This is a genomic window from Cupriavidus sp. C2SS-8b, assembly GCF_057073745.1.
This window is the reverse complement of sequence record NZ_CP172717.1, coordinates 1,871,292-1,884,799: the sequence shown is the minus strand read 5'-3', so window position 1 is coordinate 1,884,799 and position 13,508 is coordinate 1,871,292. Positions and strand designations below refer to the sequence as shown.

The 13,508-nt window shown below is 68.9% G+C and carries 14 protein-coding genes; all 14 read left to right on the top strand.

Translation table 11 applies throughout. The features are described from left to right. The first annotated feature begins 90 nt into the window (after nucleotides 1-90). The 14 genes from ACIGJB_RS25485 to ACIGJB_RS25420 are packed head-to-tail and all read left to right on the top strand — an operon-like array spanning nucleotide 91 to nucleotide 13,497. On the top strand, nucleotides 91-987 hold the full coding sequence (locus tag ACIGJB_RS25485; RefSeq protein WP_483732756.1) for a VOC family protein: 897 nt from the start codon (nucleotides 91-93) through the stop codon (nucleotides 985-987). A 26-nt stretch (nucleotides 988-1,013) separates the two neighbouring features. Continuing rightward, entirely contained in the window at nucleotides 1,014-1,904 is an 891-nt protein-coding gene (locus ACIGJB_RS25480) for a CoA transferase subunit A (RefSeq protein ID WP_483732755.1), read from the top strand. Between the two features lie 35 nt (nucleotides 1,905-1,939). Next, entirely contained in the window at nucleotides 1,940-2,740 is an 801-nt protein-coding gene (locus ACIGJB_RS25475; protein WP_483732754.1) for a CoA-transferase subunit beta, read from the top strand. Nucleotides 2,741-2,747: 7 nt separating this feature from the next. Then, nucleotides 2,748-3,647 carry an enoyl-CoA hydratase gene (locus ACIGJB_RS25470; RefSeq protein WP_483732753.1) on the top strand — a complete coding sequence of 300 codons (900 nt, stop codon included), beginning with the start codon at nucleotides 2,748-2,750 and terminating at the stop codon, nucleotides 3,645-3,647. Continuing rightward, nucleotides 3,644-4,726, top strand: a complete 1,083-nt coding sequence (locus ACIGJB_RS25465) for an NAD(P)H-dependent flavin oxidoreductase (RefSeq protein ID WP_483732752.1) — start codon at nucleotides 3,644-3,646, stop codon at nucleotides 4,724-4,726. The genes ACIGJB_RS25470 and ACIGJB_RS25465 overlap by 4 nt, the downstream gene beginning before the upstream one ends. Before the next feature lie 24 nt (nucleotides 4,727-4,750). Beyond that, nucleotides 4,751-5,536 (top strand): enoyl-CoA hydratase family protein, encoded by a 786-nt coding sequence (locus tag ACIGJB_RS25460; RefSeq protein ID WP_483732751.1) that lies wholly within the window; start codon nucleotides 4,751-4,753, stop codon nucleotides 5,534-5,536. After that, on the top strand, nucleotides 5,526-6,692 hold the full coding sequence (locus ACIGJB_RS25455) for an acyl-CoA dehydrogenase family protein (protein WP_483732750.1): 1,167 nt from the start codon (nucleotides 5,526-5,528) through the stop codon (nucleotides 6,690-6,692). The genes ACIGJB_RS25460 and ACIGJB_RS25455 overlap by 11 nt, the downstream gene beginning before the upstream one ends. A 30-nt stretch (nucleotides 6,693-6,722) precedes the next feature. Next, nucleotides 6,723-7,790 (top strand): acyl-CoA dehydrogenase family protein, encoded by a 1,068-nt coding sequence (locus ACIGJB_RS25450; protein ID WP_483732749.1) that lies wholly within the window; start codon nucleotides 6,723-6,725, stop codon nucleotides 7,788-7,790. A 20-nt stretch (nucleotides 7,791-7,810) separates the two neighbouring features. Then, a complete protein-coding gene (locus ACIGJB_RS25445) occupies nucleotides 7,811-8,962 on the top strand; it encodes an acetyl-CoA C-acetyltransferase (protein WP_483734659.1) in 1,152 nt (383 codons plus the stop codon). Between the two features lie 10 nt (nucleotides 8,963-8,972). Next, nucleotides 8,973-9,848 (top strand): SDR family oxidoreductase, encoded by an 876-nt coding sequence (locus ACIGJB_RS25440; protein WP_483732748.1) that lies wholly within the window; start codon nucleotides 8,973-8,975, stop codon nucleotides 9,846-9,848. A 12-nt stretch (nucleotides 9,849-9,860) separates the two neighbouring features. Continuing rightward, nucleotides 9,861-11,042: an acyl-CoA dehydrogenase family protein gene (locus ACIGJB_RS25435; protein ID WP_483732747.1), complete on the top strand. Its 1,182-nt coding sequence runs from the start codon at nucleotides 9,861-9,863 to the stop codon at nucleotides 11,040-11,042. After that, nucleotides 11,029-12,231 (top strand): acyl-CoA dehydrogenase family protein, encoded by a 1,203-nt coding sequence (locus tag ACIGJB_RS25430; protein WP_483732746.1) that lies wholly within the window; start codon nucleotides 11,029-11,031, stop codon nucleotides 12,229-12,231. The genes ACIGJB_RS25435 and ACIGJB_RS25430 overlap by 14 nt, the downstream gene beginning before the upstream one ends. Then, entirely contained in the window at nucleotides 12,228-13,031 is an 804-nt protein-coding gene (locus tag ACIGJB_RS25425; RefSeq protein WP_483732745.1) for an SDR family oxidoreductase, read from the top strand. Before ACIGJB_RS25430 ends, ACIGJB_RS25425 begins: the two co-directional genes overlap by 4 nt. Nucleotides 13,032-13,041: 10 nt before the next feature. Continuing rightward, nucleotides 13,042-13,497 carry a MaoC family dehydratase gene (locus ACIGJB_RS25420; RefSeq protein ID WP_483732744.1) on the top strand — a complete coding sequence of 152 codons (456 nt, stop codon included), beginning with the start codon at nucleotides 13,042-13,044 and terminating at the stop codon, nucleotides 13,495-13,497. The last annotated feature ends 11 nt before the right edge of the window (nucleotides 13,498-13,508 follow it).

Genomic DNA, 13,508 nt, shown 5'->3' with positions numbered 1-13,508 from the left:
GCTAGTCCCACTGGACGATGTGCCGGCTAGCCGTGCACGGAAGAATAGGTCTCATCAGCCAGCAGTGGCAACGAACCTGAGGAGACCCGCATGTTGGATATCCGTGCGCTTGGCTACATCGTGGTCGAGTCCACCGACCTGGGGCAATGGCGGCAGTATGCGGAGCAGGTGCTCGGCATGAGCTGCGCCGGCGCCCCCGGCGGTGCCCTGTACGTGAAGATGGACGAGCGCGACTACCGCTACCTGGTGGTGCCGGGCGCGCGCGACCGCTACCTGGCATCCGGGTGGGAACTCGCCGACGAGCTGGCCTACCGGCACGCGCTCGATACGCTGCGCCAGGCCAGCGTGGAAGTCGTCCACGCCACTGCGGCGGAAGTGGCGCAGCGCCGCGTGCAGGCGATGGCCTGGTTCACCGATCCGTCGGGCAACCGCCACGAGATCTCTTGGGGCATGCGTTCGGACTTCCTGCGCTTTGTTTCGCCAGTCGGCGTGCCAGGCTTCATCACCGACCCGATGGGCGCTGGCCATGCCGTTCTGCCAGCGCCGGCTTTTGACGAGACCTACGCCTTCCTGCGCGACGTGATGGGCTTTGGCCTGTCCGACATCTTCCGCGTGCGCTTTACCAGCGATCCCAACGAGCCCGAGAAGCGCATCCATTTCCTGCACTGCGCCAACGGCCGCCACCATAGCCTGGCGATCTTCGAGATGCCGTCCGAGGCCGGCTGCATCCACGTGATGGCCGAGGTGCCGGACATGTCCGAGGTGGGCCGCGCGCTCGATCGCGTGCAGCAGCACGGCGTGAAGCTGTCCGCCACGCTGGGCCAGCACTGCAACGACCGCATGACCTCGTTCTACATGAAGACCCCCGGCGGCTTCGACCTCGAGTACGGCCACGGCGGGCTGGTGGTGGACTGGGGCCGCCACGCCGCCTACGAAGCCACGCGCGTCAGCCTGTGGGGACACGACTTCAGCATCGGATACCGCTAAAGAGCGCGAATCAGCGCGACACCGCTATGAACAAGACAATCGACAAGACCCTGAGCGCGGCCGATGTGGTCGGGCAGCTCGCCGATGGCATGACCATCGGCATCGGCGGCTGGGGCCCACGCCGCAAGCCGATGGCGCTGGTGCGCGAGATCCTGCGCTCGCCGCTGAAAGACCTGACCGTGGTGGCCTACGGCGGCCCGGAAGTGGGAATGCTGTGCGCGGCCGGCAAGGTGCGCCGGCTGGTGTTCGGGTTCGTCTCGCTCGACGTGATTCCGCTGGAGCCGTACTTCCGCCAGGCGCGCGAGCGGGGCCTGCTGGAGGTGACCGAACTTGACGAAGGCATGCTGCAGCTCGGCCTGCGCGCGGCGGCGGCACGGCTGCCGTTCCTGCCGACGCGCACGGCGCTGGGCACGGACGTGCTCACGAAGAACCCGCAGCTGAAAACCGTGCGTTCGCCCTATGCCGACGGGGAAGTGCTGGTGGCGATGCCGGCCATCCCGCTCGACGCGGCGCTGCTGCACGTGAACGAGAGCGACGTGCTGGGCAACACCCGCATCGACGGTCCCGATCCGTTCTTCGATGAATGGTTCGCACGCGCCGCGAAGCGCTGCTATGTGAGCTGCGAAACGCTGCATTCGCGGCTTGAAGAGGAAGACCTGGCGCACGCCCGCAACAACCCGTTCGAGCGTTCGCTGGTGACGGGCGTGGTGCACGCGCCGGCCGGTGCGCATCCGACTTCGTGCGCCCCCGCATATGGCTGGGACCTGCCTGCGCTCAAGGCGTACTGCGCCAGTGCCGAAGCGGAGGACGGCTTCCGCGCCTATCGCGATGCAGTGGTGGGCGCGAGCGAGGCGGCGTACCTGGCGCGCATCGGCGGCCTCGGCCACGTGCATGACCTGCCGCTGCCAGTCCTTTGAACCCGCCGTTTGAATCCGCCAACCAAGGAGCGACCGTGAGCGCCACTTATGAATTCACCCGCGCGGAGCTGATGATCGCCGCCGCCGCGCGCGCCTGGACCGACGATGGCGAGGTGCTGGCCACCGGCATCGGCACCGGCCCGCGCATCGCCGCCGGGCTGGCGCGGCTTGCGCACAACCCGGGCCTGATGATGACCGACGGCGAAGCCTACCTGGTCGAAACGCCCGTGCCGCTGGGGCCGCGCGAGCCCGGCTACAAGATGCGAGCCAGCGGCTGGATGGGCTATTCGCGCGTGTTCGACTGCCTGTGGAGCGGCAAGCGCCACGCGCTGGTGATGCCCACGCAGATCGACCGCTTCGGGCAGGCCAATATCTCGTGCCTGGGCGGCACGCATGCGCAGCCGAAGACCCAGTTGCTGGGCGCGCGCGGCTTCCCGGGCAACAGCATCCACCACGCCAATTCCTTCTTCGTGCCTGCGCACAGTACGCGCGCCTTTGTCGGCGGCGAAGTCGATATGGTGTGCAGCGCTGGCTACAACCCGGCGCGCCAGATCGAAGGCATGCGCAGCTTCGTCGACCTGCGCGTGATTGTCACCGACCTGTGCGTGATGGACTTCGGCGGCCCTGACCATGCCATCCGCGTGCGCTCGCTGCACCCCGGCGTGAGCCTGGACCAGGTGCAGGCAGCCACCGGCTTTGCGCTGGCCAATGCCACCGCCGACGCCTTGCCGGAGACGGCCCCGCCGACGGCGGAAGCACTGCGGCTGATCGCGCTGCTCGATCCGCACAACCTGCGCGCCACCATCGTGCGCGGCAATCCCTCCGGACGCGCCTGAGACCGACATGACCACGCCAGCCATCGAACCCACGGAAGCCGTCGCCCTTGGTCCCAACGCCGAGGTGCTCTACAGCGTCGCGGACGGTATCGCCACCGTGACCATGAACCGGCCGCAGTACCACAACGCGCAGAACTCGAAGATGACTTATGCGCTGGACGAAGCCTACCGGCGCGCCGCCTGTGACGACGCGGTGAAGGTGATCGTGCTGCGCGGCGCCGGCAAGCATTTCTCGGCCGGGCACGATATCGGCACGCCGGGGCGCGACATCAACGAGTCGTTCGAGCGCGCCTCGCTCTGGTACGACCACGTCAACAAGCCCGGCGGCGAGTTCCTTTATGCACGCGAGCAGGAGGTCTACCTGGGCATGTGCCGGCGCTGGCGCGAGCTGCCGAAGCCGACCATCGCGATGGTGCATGGCGCTTGCGTGGCGGGCGGGCTGATGCTGGCCTGGGTGTGCGACCTCATCGTTGCCTCGGATGATGCCTTCTTTGCCGATCCGGTGGTGCGCATGGGCATTCCCGGCGTGGAGTATTTCGCGCATCCCTACGAACTGCACCCGCGCATCGCCAAGGAATTCCTGTTCATGGGCGATCGCATGGGCGCCGAGCGCGCCGAACGCATGGGCATGGTCAACCGCGTGGTGCCGCGCGAGGCGCTGGAGGAGACCGCGTACGGCATGGCCGCCAAGGTCGCGCAGATGCCGCGCCTGGGGCTCACGCTGACCAAGCAGGCGATCAATCACGTGGAAGACCTGCAGGGCAAGCGCACGGCCATGGATGCGGTCTTTGCCTGGCACCACTTCGCCCATGTGCACAACGAGCTGGTCAGCGGCGACAAGCTGGGCGGCTATGACGCGCGGGCGATGGCGGCGTCGCAACGCACCGGCAGCGAGGACAAGGCATGAGCAACGCGAGCCTGCACACGGTGCTGTGCGACCTGCTGGGCTGCCGCTATCCGATCGTGCAGACCGCGATGGGCTGGGTGGCGGACGCGAAGCTCGTCGCGGCCAGCGGCAACGCCGGTGCGTTCGGCTTCCTGGCCGGCGCAACGATCGCGCCCGGCGAGGTCGAACGCGAGATCTTGCGTGTGAGAGAGCTAAGCGACCGGCCGTTCGGGATCAACTTCCACATGTTCCAGCCCAACGCGGATGAAGTCATCGAGATGGCGATCCGCCACCGGCTGCGCGCGGTCAGCTACGGCCGTGGGCCGGACGCGAAGATGGTCGGCCGGCTCAAGGCGGCGGGCATCGTTTGCATGCCGACTGTCGGAGCGGCCAAGCACGCGGCCAAGGCCGTCGAACTGGGCGCGGATGTGGTCACGGTGCAAGGCGGCGAGGGTGGCGGGCATACCGGCGGCACGCCGACGACCTTGCTGCTGCCGCAGGTGCTGGACAGCGTCGACGTGCCGGTGGTGGCGGCGGGCGGCTTCTACGATGGCCGCGGACTGGCCGCGGCGCTGGCCTACGGCGCGGCCGGTGTGGCCATGGGCACGCGCTTCCTGATGTCGGCCGAATCGCCGGTGCCGGTGCAGACGCTGGAGCGCTACGTCAAGGTGCGCGACCCGGGCCATATCCGCGTGTCGCTGGCCATCGACGGGTTGCCGCAGCGGATGATCGACAACCCCTTGCTGCTCGAACTGGAGAAGGCCGGCCCGTGGCGGCGCACATGGCTGGCGCTGGCGGCCGCGCGCAAGTGGCAGGCACGCACCGGCATGCGCAGTGGGCAGATGCTGGCCACCGCCTGGCGCGCCATGCGCGAACAGGACTACAGCGCGGCGCAGACGCTGATGGCTGCCAATGCGCCGGTGCTGATCCAGCGCGCGATGGTGGAGGGGTGCCCGGATGAAGGGGTGCTGCCGAGCGGCCAGGCGGCGGCCGCCATCGGCGCGATCGAATCGTGCGAGCAGATCGTAGCCGGCATTGCCGCGCAGGCGCAGGCACGGCTTGCGTTGCTGGCGGGGGCGGGGCTGGCTGCAGCAGCCTGATCCACAGACAGAGGACACCAATACATGAACCACAAGACTGCGCCTTTCCGCATCGACACCGCCGACGGCATAGCCGAACTGGTGATCGACCACCCGCCCGTCAACGCACTCGATAACGCCGGCTGGCACGCGCTGGCCGCCGCCATCGACCGTCTCGGCACCGACCCCGCCGTGCGTGTGATCGTGCTGCGCGGCGAAGGCCGCGGCTTCTGCGCGGGTGTCGATATCAAGGAGCTGTCGGCGCATCCGGAGCGCATTGTCGACGTCAATGCCGGCAACTACGCCACCTTCCGCGCCGTGCACCGCAATCGCAAGCCGGTCATCGTGGCCGTGCACGGCTTCGTGCTCGGCGGCGGCATCGGCATCTGCGGCGCGGCGGACATCATCGTCGCGTCGGCGTGCGCGCGCTTTGGCGTGCCGGAGATCGACCGGGGCGCCATGGGCGGCGGCGCGCACCTGCAGCGCATGTTTGGCGTGCAGAGGGTCCGGGCGATGTATTTCACCGGCGAGATGATCGATGCCGCCGAAGCTTACCGCCTCGGCGCAGTCGAGCGCGTGGTGCCCCGAGTCGAACTGCGCGACGCCGCCATGACGCTGGCCCGCCAGATCGCGGCCAAGAGCCCGGCCATGCTGCAGCTTGCCAAGGAAGCGCTCAACGGCGTGGAAGACGGCAACCTGGAGGACAAATACCGCTGGGAACAGGGCTTCACGCTGCAGGCCTATATGAGCGCGGATTCCGGCGAGGCGCGCGCGGCCTTTGTCGAAGGCCGCGAGGCCAGCTTCGCACAGGGGGCGCGCGATGCAGCTTGAATACACCGACGCCCAGCGCGCGTTCCGCGCCGAGGTGCGCGACTGGATGGCCGCGCACGTGCCGCGCACGCCGCTGGCCAGCTTCGATACCGAGGAAGGCTTTGCGCAGCACCGCGCCTGGGAAGCCTCGCTCAACCAGGGCCGTTGGAGCATGGTCACGTGGCCGGCGGAACTGGGCGGGCGCGGTTGCGACCTGATCGAGTGGCTGATCTTTGAGGAAGAGTACTGGCGTGCCGGCGCTCCGATGCGCGTCAACCAGAATGGCATCTTCCTGCTCGGCCCGACGCTGATGGAATTCGGCACCGACGCGCAGAAGGCGCGCTTCCTGCCGCGCATGGCCTCGGGCGAGCATATCTGGGCGCAGGGCTGGTCCGAGCCGAACGCCGGTTCCGACATGGCCGCGATCCGCTGTAGCGCGGTCCGCGACGGCGATGACTATGTGATCAACGGCCAGAAAATCTGGTCGACGCGCGCGGTGTGGGCGGACTGGCTGTTCGGGCTGTTCCGCACCGATCCGGCGTCGACGCGCCACCATGGGTTGACCTTCGTATTGGTGCCGTTGAATACGCCGGGCATCACCGTGCGGCCGATCCGCCAGCTCAACGGCCAGACCGGCTTTGCCGAGATCTTCTTTGACGACGTGCGCGTGCCGGTGGAGAACCGCCTGGCCGCCGAAGGTGCGGGCTGGCAGGTGGCCATGGCCACGGCCGGATTCGAACGCGGCCTGATGCTGCGCTCGCCGGCGCGCTTCCAGGAAACCGCGCGTGCGCTGGTCCGGCTGTACCAGGACAACCGCGAGGCGGCGGACCGCGACCCCTCGCTGCGCGACGCGGTGCTGCGGGCATGGATGGACGCCGAGGCCTACACGCTGTCCACCTACGCCACCGCGAGCAGGCTGGTGCGCGGTGGTCATATCGGCGCGGAGTCGAGCACGAACAAGGTGTTCTGGTCCGAGCTGGACATCCATATGCACGACACCGCGCTGGCCATTCTCGGGCAGGCAGCGGAAGTCGCGCCCGCAGGCCAGCCGCCGGGTTCGCTCGGGCACTGGCTGGACGGATTCCTGTTTTCGCAGGCGGGGCCGATCTATGCGGGCACCAACGAGATCCAGCGCAATATCGTCGCCGAGCGCCTGCTCGGCATGCCGCGCGCATAGCGACACATCCGGGCACCCGGGGAAAACACCATGGATTTCACACTGACCGAAGACCAGGAACAGTTCGCCGAGGCGATCCGGCGCTTCCTGATGACGGAGATGACGCCGGAACTGACGCGTGAACTCTGGAACACCGATACGGGCCGCTCCGACGCGCTGTGGCGCCAGCTTGCCGACCAGGGGCTGACGGGCCTGATGGTGCCCCAGGACCAAGGCGGACTGGCGCTGGGCGAGCTGGAATGGGCGCCGCTGGCGCAGGCGTGCGGCTATTTCGCGCTGCCGGAGCCGTTACTGGATACGGCACTGGTCGCAGCAGGATTGCTGCGCGATGCGCTGGCCATTGCGCCAAACGCGGCGGCGCGCGAACGCTGCGCCTCGCTGCTGGAACGCATCGCCACGGGCGATGCCCGCGTGGCGGTAGCGCATCCGCAAGAACGGTTGGTCGCCGATGCGCATGTTGCCGACGCCATCCTGTGCGCCCATGAAGACGCGGTGCACTTGCTTGGGCCGGAACAGGCCACGCTGACGCCGCGCACGGGACTCGATCCTTCACGCCGCCTGTTCGAGCTGGCATGGATACCGACTACGGAGACCGAGCTGATTCCGACCGGCGCCAACCTGTGGGACTCCGCACTGAACCGCGGCTCGCTCGGCGTGGCCGCGCAGCAGCTCGGCCTGACGCAGCGCATGCTCGACCTTGCGATCGACTACAGCGCGCAGCGCAAGCAGTTCGGCAAGGCCATCGGCGCCTACCAGGCGGTCAAGCACCTGCTGGCCGATGTGGCAATCCAGCTTGAATTCGCCAAGCCGGTGCTGCTGCGCGCCGCCGCCGCGCTGGCGCATGGCCTGCCCGATGCGGGCCTGCACGTTTCGCATGCCCGTGTAGCGGCTGCGCGCTGCGCATGGACCGCGGCGCGCCAGGCGATCCAGGTGCATGGCGCCATGGGCTACACCTGGGAACTGGACCTGCAGATCTTCACCAAGCGGGCCTGGGCGCTGGCGGGAAGCTGGGGAGACCGCGCTTTCCACAAGGCACGCGTGGGCGCGCACATCCTCGATGGCGCACATGACATCGGCGCCGGAGCGACCTTCGCCTGAATCCAAAGAGAGCAATGAACATGAAAGACGCCTATATCGTTGATGCCCTGCGCACGCCCACCGGGCGCCGCAAGGGCGGACTGTCGCACATGCACGGGGCCGACCTGGGCGGCTTCGTGCTGGCCGAGCTGGTGCGCCGCAACGGCATTCCGGCAGAGGACTACGACGACGTGGTGTTCGGCTGTGTCGACACCATCGGCCCGCTGGCCGGCAATATCGCGCGCAGCGCATGGCTGGCCGCCGGCCTGCCGCTGACCGTGCCTGGCGTGACCGTGGACCGCCAGTGCGGCTCGTCGCAGCAGGCCGTGCATTTTGCTGCGCAGGCGGTGATGAGCGGCACGCAGGACGTGGTGATCGCCGGCGGCGTGCAGACCATGACGCAGATCCCGATCTCGTCGGCGATGCTGGCCGGGCAGGCGCTCGGGTTTGCCGACCCGTTCTCGGGCAGCAAGGGCTGGCAGGCGCGCTTCGGCGCTGCGCCGGTATCGCAGTTCCACGCCGCGCAGCGCATTGCCGACCACTGGAAGCTGTCGCGCGAGGCCATGGAAGCCTATGCGCTGGAAAGCCACCAGCGCGCGGCCGCGGCGATCGAGGGCGGCCGCTTCACGCGCGAGATCGTGCCGTGCGAAGGCGTGACGAAGGACGAGACGCCGCGCCCCGATACCACGCTGGCGAAGATGGCCACGCTGGAACCGCTGATGCCGGGCAGTGCGCTGACTGCGGCGGTGTCCAGCCAGACTGCCGACGCGGCGGCCGCGCTGCTGATCGTCTCGGAGGATGCGCTCAAGCGCTACCAGCTCAAGCCGCGTGCCCGCATCGCGCATATGAGCGTGCTGGGCGACGACCCGCTGTGGATGCTGACCGCGCCGATTCCGGCAACGAAACGGGCGCTGGAACGCAGCGGCCTGCGCCTGTCGGACATCGACGTGGTCGAGATCAACGAGGCCTTTGCCTCGGTGGCGATGGCGTGGCTGGCCGAGACCGGCTACGCGCCCGGGCGCACCAACCCCAACGGCGGCGCCATCGCGCTGGGCCACCCGCTCGGCGCCACCGGCGCACGCCTGATGACCACGCTGCTGCATGAACTCGAACGCACCGGTGGCCGCTATGGCCTGCAGACCATGTGCGAAGGCGGCGGCCTGGCCAACGTCACCATCATCGAACGGCTGTAAGGAGAGCGCCATGGGAATCTGCGACGGACGCACCGTCATCATCACCGGCGCCGGCGGCGGGCTGGGCCGCGCGTATGCGCTGGCGTTCGGCGCCGAGGGCGCCAATGTCGTTGTCAACGACATCCGGCGCGAGGCGGCCGAGGCGGTCTGCGCGGAAGTCCGCGCGGCCGGCGGCACTGCGCTGGCGAGCGATGACGACATTACGCAACTGGCCACCGTACAGCGCATCGTCGATGCCGCGGTCGAGGCCTTTGGCGAGGTACATGTGCTGGTCAACAACGCCGGCATCTGCCGCGACCGCATGTTCCTCAGCCTGACGGAGGCCGACTGGGACGAGGTGATGCGCGTCCACCTGCGCGGCCACTTCTGCCTGGCCAACCTGCTGGCCAAACGCTGGCGCGACGCGGCCAAGGCCGGGCGCGCCGTCGACGCGCGCATCATCAACACCAGTTCCGGCGCAGGCCTGCAAGGCTCGGTCGGGCAGTCCAACTATGCGACGGCCAAGGCGGGCATTGCCGCGCTGACGCTGGTGCAGGCAGCCGAACTGGGCCGCTACGGCATTACCGCCAACGCGCTGGCGCCGGCCGCGCGCACCGGCATGACCGAGCAGGTCTTCGCCGAGATGATGAAGGCGCCGGAGGGCGGCTTCGACTACTACGATCCGGCCAACGTCGCGCCGCTCGTGGTGTGGCTCGGCAGCGCGGATTCGGCGCAGGTCACGGGGCGCATGTTCGAGGCGGCCGGCGGCATGGTGTCGATGGCCGACGGCTGGCGCACGGGGCCGAAGGCCGACAAGGGCGCACGCTGGCAGCCGGCGGAAGTCGGCGCGGCGGTCGCGGGCCTGCTGGCGCAGGCCGAGCCGCCGCAACCGGTCTACGGCAGCTGAGCGCGGACGGCCATGGATGCTTCCAACTCCGTCGAACTCCAGATGGTCCGCGACAGCGCGCGCGACTACCTCGCCACGCATAGCGATACGGCGGCCGTGCGGCGCGTGACAGAGGCGGGCGCGGCGCATGATGACGCGCTGTGGCGGGCCATCGCCGCCGAACTCGGCTGGTGCGGCATCGCGCTGCCTGAAGCCGTCGGCGGGGCCGGCCTCGGCGCGCCCGGTCTGGCGCTGCTTCAGGAGCAGCTCGGACAGCGCCTGGCGTGCGTGCCGTTCTGGTCCACGGCCTGTATCGCCGCGCCGTGGCTGCAGGCTGCGCTGGGAGAGCGCAACAGTGCGCGCTGGCTGGAACGGTTGGCCACGGGCAAGTGCCACGCCGCAGCGGTATGGCCGGCCGATGGCGGCTGGCAGTACGGCGATGTCGCGATCACCGCACAGGCGCACGCGGATGGCTTCGTGCTGCATGGCAGCGCCGCGCAGGTGCATGACGCCGTCGGTGCAGACTGGCTGCTGGTGCCCGCCAGGCTCGATGGCGGCGAGCCCGCCCTGTTCCTGCTGGAGTCCGCTGCGCTGACCGATGCAGCGCGCGTTTCGCTGATATCGCTCGATACGCTTGACCGCACGCGGCCCATCGCATCGCTGCGGCTCGACGGGCTGAAGGTGCGCGCAGACGCCTGCCTCGCACGCGGCGACGCCGCGGCGCGAGGCCTGGCGCAAGCCTGGTGGCACGGCAAGCTGATGCTCGCTGCGGAGCAGCTCGGCGCGGCCCAGCAATGCCTGGACCTGACCGTTGCCTATGCGTCGGAGCGCGTCCAGTTCGGCCGCGCCATCGCCTCGTTCCAGGCGGTCAAGCACCGCTGCGCGCAGATGATGGTGCTGGTCGAGGCGGCGCGCTCGGCAGTGTACGGCGCGGCGCACGCATGGGAAGCCGCTGACAAGGCTGATGCCCGGATTGAAATCGCCGCCGCCGCGGTCGCGGCCGACGAAGCGCTGCGCTTCGGCGCGCAGGAGGCCATCCAGCTGCATGGCGGCGTCGGCTTCACCTGGGAATACGACCCCCAGCTCTATTTCAAGCGCGCGCAGGCCGCCAGCCACTGGCTGGGCGGCGCGGGTGCCGCGCTCGCCTACCTGGCCGATTTCGTCGATACGCCGATAGCGGCTCGCAAGACTGGAGGACAGCATGAGCGCGCATGAAGAGTCGGCATTCCGCGCCGAGGTGGCCCAATGGATGGCCACCAACCTGGCCGGCGAATTCGCCTGCCTGAAACACCGCGGCGGTCCCGGCGACGAGGATGCCTTTCCCGAGCTGCGCAAGGCCTGGGAACAACGCCTGGCCGAAGGCGGCTGGACCGGCCTCGGCTGGCCGCGCGCGCAGGGCGGGCGTGACCTGCCGGTGATGCAGCAGGTGATTTTCCATGAGGAATACGCGCGTGCCGGCGGCCCAGGCCGCATGGGCCATATCGGCGAAGGCCTGATCGGCCCGACGTTGATCGCTTTCGGCACCGATGACCAGAAGGCGCGCCTGCTGCCCGGCATCCGCAACGGCACCACGTTCTGGTGCCAGGGCTATTCGGAACCCGGCGCGGGCTCGGACCTGGCCAATGTGCGCACGCGCGCGGTACGCGATGCCGCCAGCGGCGACTGGCTGGTCAGCGGCCAGAAGGTGTGGACTTCGCTCGCGCACGATTCCGACTGGATTTTCGTGCTGGCGCGCTGCGAGCCTGGCTCGCGCGGCAGCAAGGGGCTGGTTTTCCTGATGCTGCCGCTCGACCAGCCCGGCATCGAGATCCGCCCGATCCGGCAGATGGGCGGCGGCGCCGAGTTCAACGAGGTGTTCTTCGACGGCGCGCGCGCCGCGGCCGCCGATGTGCTGGGCGAGCCCGGCGACGGGTGGCGCATCGCCATGGCGCTGCTGGGCTTCGAACGCGGCATCTCCACGCTCGGCCAGCAGATGCAGTTCACCCATGAGCTCGAGTGGGTGGCGCAGACCGCGCGCGACAACGGCAGCAGCCGCGATGCGCTGGTGCGCCAGCGCATCGCACGCGCCTGGGCCGGACTGCGCGTGATGCGCGCCAACGCGCTGCGCATGCTGTCTGGCGCGGCGCAAGCGGGCCAGGACGGTGGCACCGCGTTGCAGCGCGAGGCGCTGATCTACAAGTACTACTGGTCCAACTGGCACCGCGACCTGGGCCAGCTCGCGCTGGATGTGCTGGGCCCGCTGGCCAATGTGCTTGACGCCAGCGACGCGCGCCGCACGCGCCTGCAGCAGATGGCGCTGTTCTCGCGCGCCGACACCATCTACGCGGGCACCAACGAAATCCAACTCAACATCATCGCCGAACGCGGGCTCGGCATGCCGCGAGAAGCCAGAGGACAGTCATGACACAGAACTACGAAGCACCGGCCGCACCAGCCTATGTGCCCGGCCACCAGCTGCTCGCCGGCAAGAGCGTTCTCATCACCGCAGCCGCGGGCGTCGGCATCGGCTTTGCCGCCGCGCGCCGCTGCGCGGAAGAGGGCTGCCGCGCGCTGATGATCTCCGACGTCCATCCCAAACGACTGGACGAAGCGGTAGTGCGGCTGCGCGAGGAAACGGGACTGCAGGCGGTCTACGGCCAGCTCTGCGATGTCTCGGACGAAGCGCAGGTGCGCGCACTTGTGGCGAGTGCGGAAGAGGCGCTTGGCGGCACCGACGTACTGATCAACAACGCCGGACTGGGCGGCTCGCGGCGCCTAGTTGATATGGACGATGCCGAGTGGTCGCGCGTCATCGATATTTCCCTCACCGGCACCTTCCGCATGACGCGCGCGATGTTGCCGCACATGCAGGCGCGCCGGCGCGGCGCCATCGTCAACAACGCCTCGGTGCTCGGCTGGCGCGCGCAGAAGGAGCAGTCGCACTACGCCGCGGCCAAGGCCGGCGTGATGGCGCTGACGCGCTGCAGCGCGATGGAGGCCGCCGAGTTTGGCGTGCGCATCAACGCGGTGGCGCCCAGCATTGCGCTGCACGACTTCCTGAAGAAGTCGGCGCCGGCAGATCTGCTGCGTCAGCTGAGCGAGCGCGAGGCCTTTGGGCGCGCAGCGGAGGTGTGGGAGGTGGCCAATGTGATGGTGTTTTTGGCCAGCGACTATGCGTCGTACATGACCGGGGAGGTGTTGCCGGTGAGTAGTCAGAGGGCTTGAGGAAATCGCAATGCCAAGAATCTTTCGCTGCGCCGCAGACATCCACGCCGCCGTCGGCCAGCGCCTCGGCGAAAGCGCCTGGACCCGCATCACCCAGGACCAGGTCGACAAGTTTGCCGATGCCACCGGCGACCACCAGTGGATCCACGTCGACCCGGAACGCGCCGCGCAAGGCCCCTACGGCGCCTGCATTGCCCACGGCTACCTGACGCTGGCCCTGGTCAATCAGTTCCTGCCGGAACTGGTCACCGTCGAAGGCATGAAGCTGGGTGTCAACTACGGCTGCGACAAGGTCCGCTTCCCGGCGGCAGTGCGAGTCGGCGCGCGTGTTCGCGGCGTGGGCGAACTGGTGCGGGCCGAGACGCTGACGGGCGGCGTGCAATCGGTGGTGCGCATGACGGTGGAGATCGAGGGCGAGGCCAAGCCAGCCTGCGTGGCCGAGACGATCAGCCGCTACTACTTCTGACCAGAGGGAAT

What these genes read in the sequence shown, in the direction of transcription:
- ACIGJB_RS25485 (WP_483732756.1), top strand. Translation starts at nt 91, where the DNA reads ATGTTGGATATCCGTGCGCTTGGCTACATCGTGGTCGAGTCCACCGAC.
- ACIGJB_RS25480 (WP_483732755.1), top strand. Translation starts at nt 1,014, where the DNA reads ATGAACAAGACAATCGACAAGACCCTGAGCGCGGCCGATGTGGTCGGG.
- ACIGJB_RS25470 (WP_483732753.1), top strand. Translation starts at nt 2,748, where the DNA reads ATGACCACGCCAGCCATCGAACCCACGGAAGCCGTCGCCCTTGGTCCC.
- ACIGJB_RS25465 (WP_483732752.1), top strand. Translation starts at nt 3,644, where the DNA reads ATGAGCAACGCGAGCCTGCACACGGTGCTGTGCGACCTGCTGGGCTGC.
- ACIGJB_RS25460 (WP_483732751.1), top strand. Translation starts at nt 4,751, where the DNA reads ATGAACCACAAGACTGCGCCTTTCCGCATCGACACCGCCGACGGCATA.
- ACIGJB_RS25455 (WP_483732750.1), top strand. Translation starts at nt 5,526, where the DNA reads ATGCAGCTTGAATACACCGACGCCCAGCGCGCGTTCCGCGCCGAGGTG.
- ACIGJB_RS25450 (WP_483732749.1), top strand. Translation starts at nt 6,723, where the DNA reads ATGGATTTCACACTGACCGAAGACCAGGAACAGTTCGCCGAGGCGATC.
- ACIGJB_RS25445 (WP_483734659.1), top strand. Translation starts at nt 7,811, where the DNA reads ATGAAAGACGCCTATATCGTTGATGCCCTGCGCACGCCCACCGGGCGC.
- ACIGJB_RS25440 (WP_483732748.1), top strand. Translation starts at nt 8,973, where the DNA reads ATGGGAATCTGCGACGGACGCACCGTCATCATCACCGGCGCCGGCGGC.
- ACIGJB_RS25435 (WP_483732747.1), top strand. Translation starts at nt 9,861, where the DNA reads ATGGATGCTTCCAACTCCGTCGAACTCCAGATGGTCCGCGACAGCGCG.
- ACIGJB_RS25430 (WP_483732746.1), top strand. Translation starts at nt 11,029, where the DNA reads ATGAGCGCGCATGAAGAGTCGGCATTCCGCGCCGAGGTGGCCCAATGG.
- ACIGJB_RS25425 (WP_483732745.1), top strand. Translation starts at nt 12,228, where the DNA reads ATGACACAGAACTACGAAGCACCGGCCGCACCAGCCTATGTGCCCGGC.
- ACIGJB_RS25420 (WP_483732744.1), top strand. Translation starts at nt 13,042, where the DNA reads ATGCCAAGAATCTTTCGCTGCGCCGCAGACATCCACGCCGCCGTCGGC.